This window comes from Acidithiobacillus sp. TH-A36 (assembly GCF_057473445.1).
In genome coordinates this window covers 1-3448 of record NZ_JBYCKP010000090.1, presented here as the reverse complement: position 1 = coordinate 3448, position 3448 = coordinate 1, and the positions used below count along the sequence as shown (strand labels likewise).

5 protein-coding genes are annotated in these 3448 nt (G+C 56.6%); all 5 read left to right on the top strand.

Features of this window, described 5'->3' with window-relative positions; all coding sequences use genetic code 11:
* A partial coding sequence (locus tag AC2VLY_RS02655) for an ACT domain-containing protein (RefSeq protein WP_486921722.1) occupies nt 1-213 on the top strand: 213 nt, incomplete at its 5' end.
* A gap of 43 nt (nt 214-256) precedes the next feature.
* Nucleotides 257-1387: a threonine synthase gene (gene thrC, locus AC2VLY_RS02650; RefSeq protein ID WP_486894158.1), complete on the top strand. Its 1131-nt coding sequence runs from the start codon at nt 257-259 to the stop codon at nt 1385-1387.
* Nucleotides 1387-2352 carry a hypothetical protein gene (locus AC2VLY_RS02645; RefSeq protein WP_193651353.1) on the top strand — a complete coding sequence of 322 codons (966 nt, stop codon included), beginning with the start codon at nt 1387-1389 and terminating at the stop codon, nt 2350-2352. Before thrC ends, AC2VLY_RS02645 begins: the two co-directional genes overlap by 1 nt.
* Nucleotides 2353-2436: 84 nt before the next feature.
* On the top strand, nt 2437-2715 hold the full coding sequence (locus tag AC2VLY_RS02640; RefSeq protein WP_486894157.1) for a hypothetical protein: 279 nt from the start codon (nt 2437-2439) through the stop codon (nt 2713-2715).
* 166 nt (nt 2716-2881) lie between these two features.
* Nucleotides 2882-3448 (top strand): hypothetical protein (locus AC2VLY_RS02635; protein WP_486894155.1); only part of this gene is annotated, 567 nt, incomplete at its 3' end.

Sequence of the window (3448 nt, the reverse complement as noted above, 5' to 3'; positions counted from 1 at the left end):
GCCCAGGTGGCGACCATGCTGGCGGAACACCAGATTTCCATTGAGGCTTTGCTGCAAAAAGAATCGCCGGAAGCCGATACGGTTCCCATCGTTCTTTTGCTGCACCGTTGCCGCGAAGGCGATCTGGAGCAGGCCATCCGCCGGATTGAAGCCCTTCCGGTAGTGGCTCGTCCCGTTTTACGGCTGCGTGTCGAAAGTCTGGCCGAACAGTGAATCCGCTTTCCGAATCCATTTTTTATTGCTTCAGGAATTAGTCATGACGCGTTACACCGGTATTATTGATCGTTACCGTGATTTTTTGCCTCTGGCCCCGGATACCCAGGCAGTCAGCCTCGGTGAGGGGAATACACCGCTCATCGAATGTCTGAATCTTCCGCGCCAATTGGGGGTGGATATCCGCCTGTTTCTCAAATTCGAAGGGCTGAATCCCACCGGTTCTTTCAAGGATCGGGGCATGACCATGGCGGTGACCAAGGCCAAGGAAGATGGCAGTGAGATGGTCATCTGCGCTTCTACGGGAAATACTTCTGCGGCTGCAGCGGCCTATGCGGCGCGGGCCGGAATGCAGGCTTTTGTGGTGATCCCGGAAGGGAAAATTGCTTTGGGCAAGTTATCTCAGGCCATGATGCACGGCGCGTTGGTCTTGCAAATTCGCGGCAATTTTGACGAAGGCATGCAGATTGTGCAGGAGGTGGCTGCCAATGCGCCCATTACCCTGGTCAATTCCGTGAACCCCTACCGTCTGCAGGGACAGAAAACCGCTGCCTTTGAAATTATCGAGGCCTTGGGCGAAGCCCCTGATTATCACGTATTGCCAGTAGGTAATGCAGGTAATATCACCGCGCACTGGATGGGTTATTGCGAAGCCACCGATGGCCGTGCTGATGCCTCCCAGGTGTTGACCATGGCCTGCAAATTCTGCAACGGGGTGTGTCGCTATGGTCATGGCAAACCCGGAAAACGTCCGAAGATGCTCGGTTTTCAGGCAGAGGGCAGCGCGCCGTTTATGGCCGGTGAGTTTGTGAAAAATCCGGAAACCATTGCGACAGCCATTCGTATCGGGCATCCCATGTCCTGGGATCAGGCGCATCGGGTGCAGGAAGAAAGTGGTGGCTGGTTTGGCAGCCACAGCGATGCCCAAATCCTCGAAGCCCAGCGCTGGTTAGCCAAATTTGAAGGCGTGTTTTGTGAGCCTGCCTCCGCCACTTCGGTGGCGGGCGTTGTTGCCGCTGCCCGCGCCGGAAAAATCGAGGCGGGGGCCACGGTGGTTTGCACGCTTACCGGACATGGTCTCAAGGATCCCGACACGGCCATTTCCCAGGGCGGCGAGGTGGTGACCGTCAATGCCACTCTGGATGCGGTACAGCGCGCCATACTGGATCGCTGATGGCCGATGTCTGCCTCTGGCTGTCGGGGTTGCACGGCATGCCGGAGGAGGACCTGGGCGCAGTATTACCGCGCTACTGGGGGCGTGGGCAGCGCGAACAATTGGTGGCTGAATCTTCTCTGGAAGTGGCCGGTCATTTGCTGGGCTTTGCTGGCGCACTCCCGGCGGCGGCGCTCCTGGCAGAAGCAGAAGGGATAAATACCGTCGGACGTTGGGTCATTGCTCTGGAGCCAGTGGCTTTTCGCGGTCAGGCAGGGCGGGCGGTATTGCAGCCGTTGCCGGGTCTGGAAGAAAGTGATGCGGTGGCGTTGTTTGACGCTGCGGTCGAATTTTTGGCAGAAACACCCTGGATTTTACAGCGTGGAGCGCGGCGCTGGTATGTGCTGAGCAGTACAAGTCCCGATCTGCACTGTCCTGATCCGGAACAGGTGTGGGGCCGTGAGCCTCTGGCTTTGCAGGTCACTGGGGCGGATGCCCGGCGCTGGAATGCGTTTCTCAATGAATTGCAGATGTTTCTGGCGGCCCATCCCGTCAATCAGGATATCCATGCAGTGGGAATGGAATCCTGGTGTTTGTTCTGGGCCTGGGGGGAGGGCCGCTTGCCGGAACAGTGTCCGCTGACAAAGTGGCAAAGTCTGGCGGCGGAGGCCGATTATCTTCAGGCCGCTGCTGCCTGGCTTGGGTTACCGCTCGCTTATCCCAAAGCACTGCAGGCAGCCGGTAAACTTCCCGATAATCTGCTCTGGGTCTGGTCCGGAGCCTGGTTGTATCCCGATGCCGCAAAATCATTCGCGGCGCTGCATCCTGCCCTGCAAAACTTCTGGCGCCGGGGTGGAACTCTGCAATGTTTGACCGGCGTGCTCGCCCATGGTGGGGTAGAGCGCCTGACCCTGCGCAGTGCTGACCGCTGGCGCTTCTGGCGCAGGCCAACCCGACCGGGTCATGCGCTTCCAGGGATTTGGTAAATGGTTGTGAAAATATACGGGGTGGCCTTGGTTAAAGGAGTGCGATAAGTTGCACGGGGTCAACCAGAATAAGGGTAGCGCGTGATGCCAGAACCCATAAGAATCATCGACAGGCCATTGTCGCCAGATGTTTTTAGTGCGGCCGCTGCTGCTGGTTATACGCCTCTGCAGTCGCGCATCATCGCGGGTCGACTGGGTGACGAGGATGCGGGAAGGGTGGGATTGCTTGTGCGCCCGCCGCTGAGTGCGCTCGATCCACCGGACCGTTTACCCGATATCGGCGTCGCCGCCGAGGCAGTTGCGAGCGCTGTGAGACAAGGGTTGCCGTTGATTCTGCTGTCGGACTTCGACTGTGCAATATGAACCTCCAATAATGACTTGGCCTGCCAGTACAAACGGGTAACTTTCATCTAATTAGGTATAAGGGAACGGATGCGAAAGCGTGTTCACCTTATAATAATAAGATCATTGATATTAGTGAGTTAACGGAGTATAAGGTTTGTAACGATCGATTAATGGGGCTAGGATAATGAACAGTGGGGTGGTGGTTCACATCGCTCGAGACTTCGGAGGTCTGAAGGTGGGACAGCCAAGTTTGTTCTGGGAGCCAGAACAACAACTGTTCGAGGAAGCGACTGCGTTCCTTAACGACGAGTACTGCCAATCAGGTTCCCGGTCATCGCCGCGAACCTGGAAAAATGTTGCTAGCGCATTGGCGTTCTGGTTTAACTGGTGTTTGGAGGCCAACGTTGATTGGCCGACGGCATCTCAGGACGATTTGATTGATTTCCGGGATGGCCTGTCCACAGCTATCAGTCCCGTGACGGGCGATGCCTACAGCAGCGGGACGATCATCGCTTACATGCAACCGATCATTGCTTTTTACGATTACGCCCGGCGGCACAAAGCGTATTTCGGAGATATTTGCAGCTCTGATGGGTTGAAATCACAATCAGTCTCTGAGGGACCACTCGGCATCCTATCGGACGCCTCGCGGTTGGTACCCTCTCGACGTGCTAAGAAAAATGCAATCCGACCCTTCCAGACCGGAGAGCTCAGGAAGTTCCTTGCAATGCTTGGTCCCTCTGCAACGGAT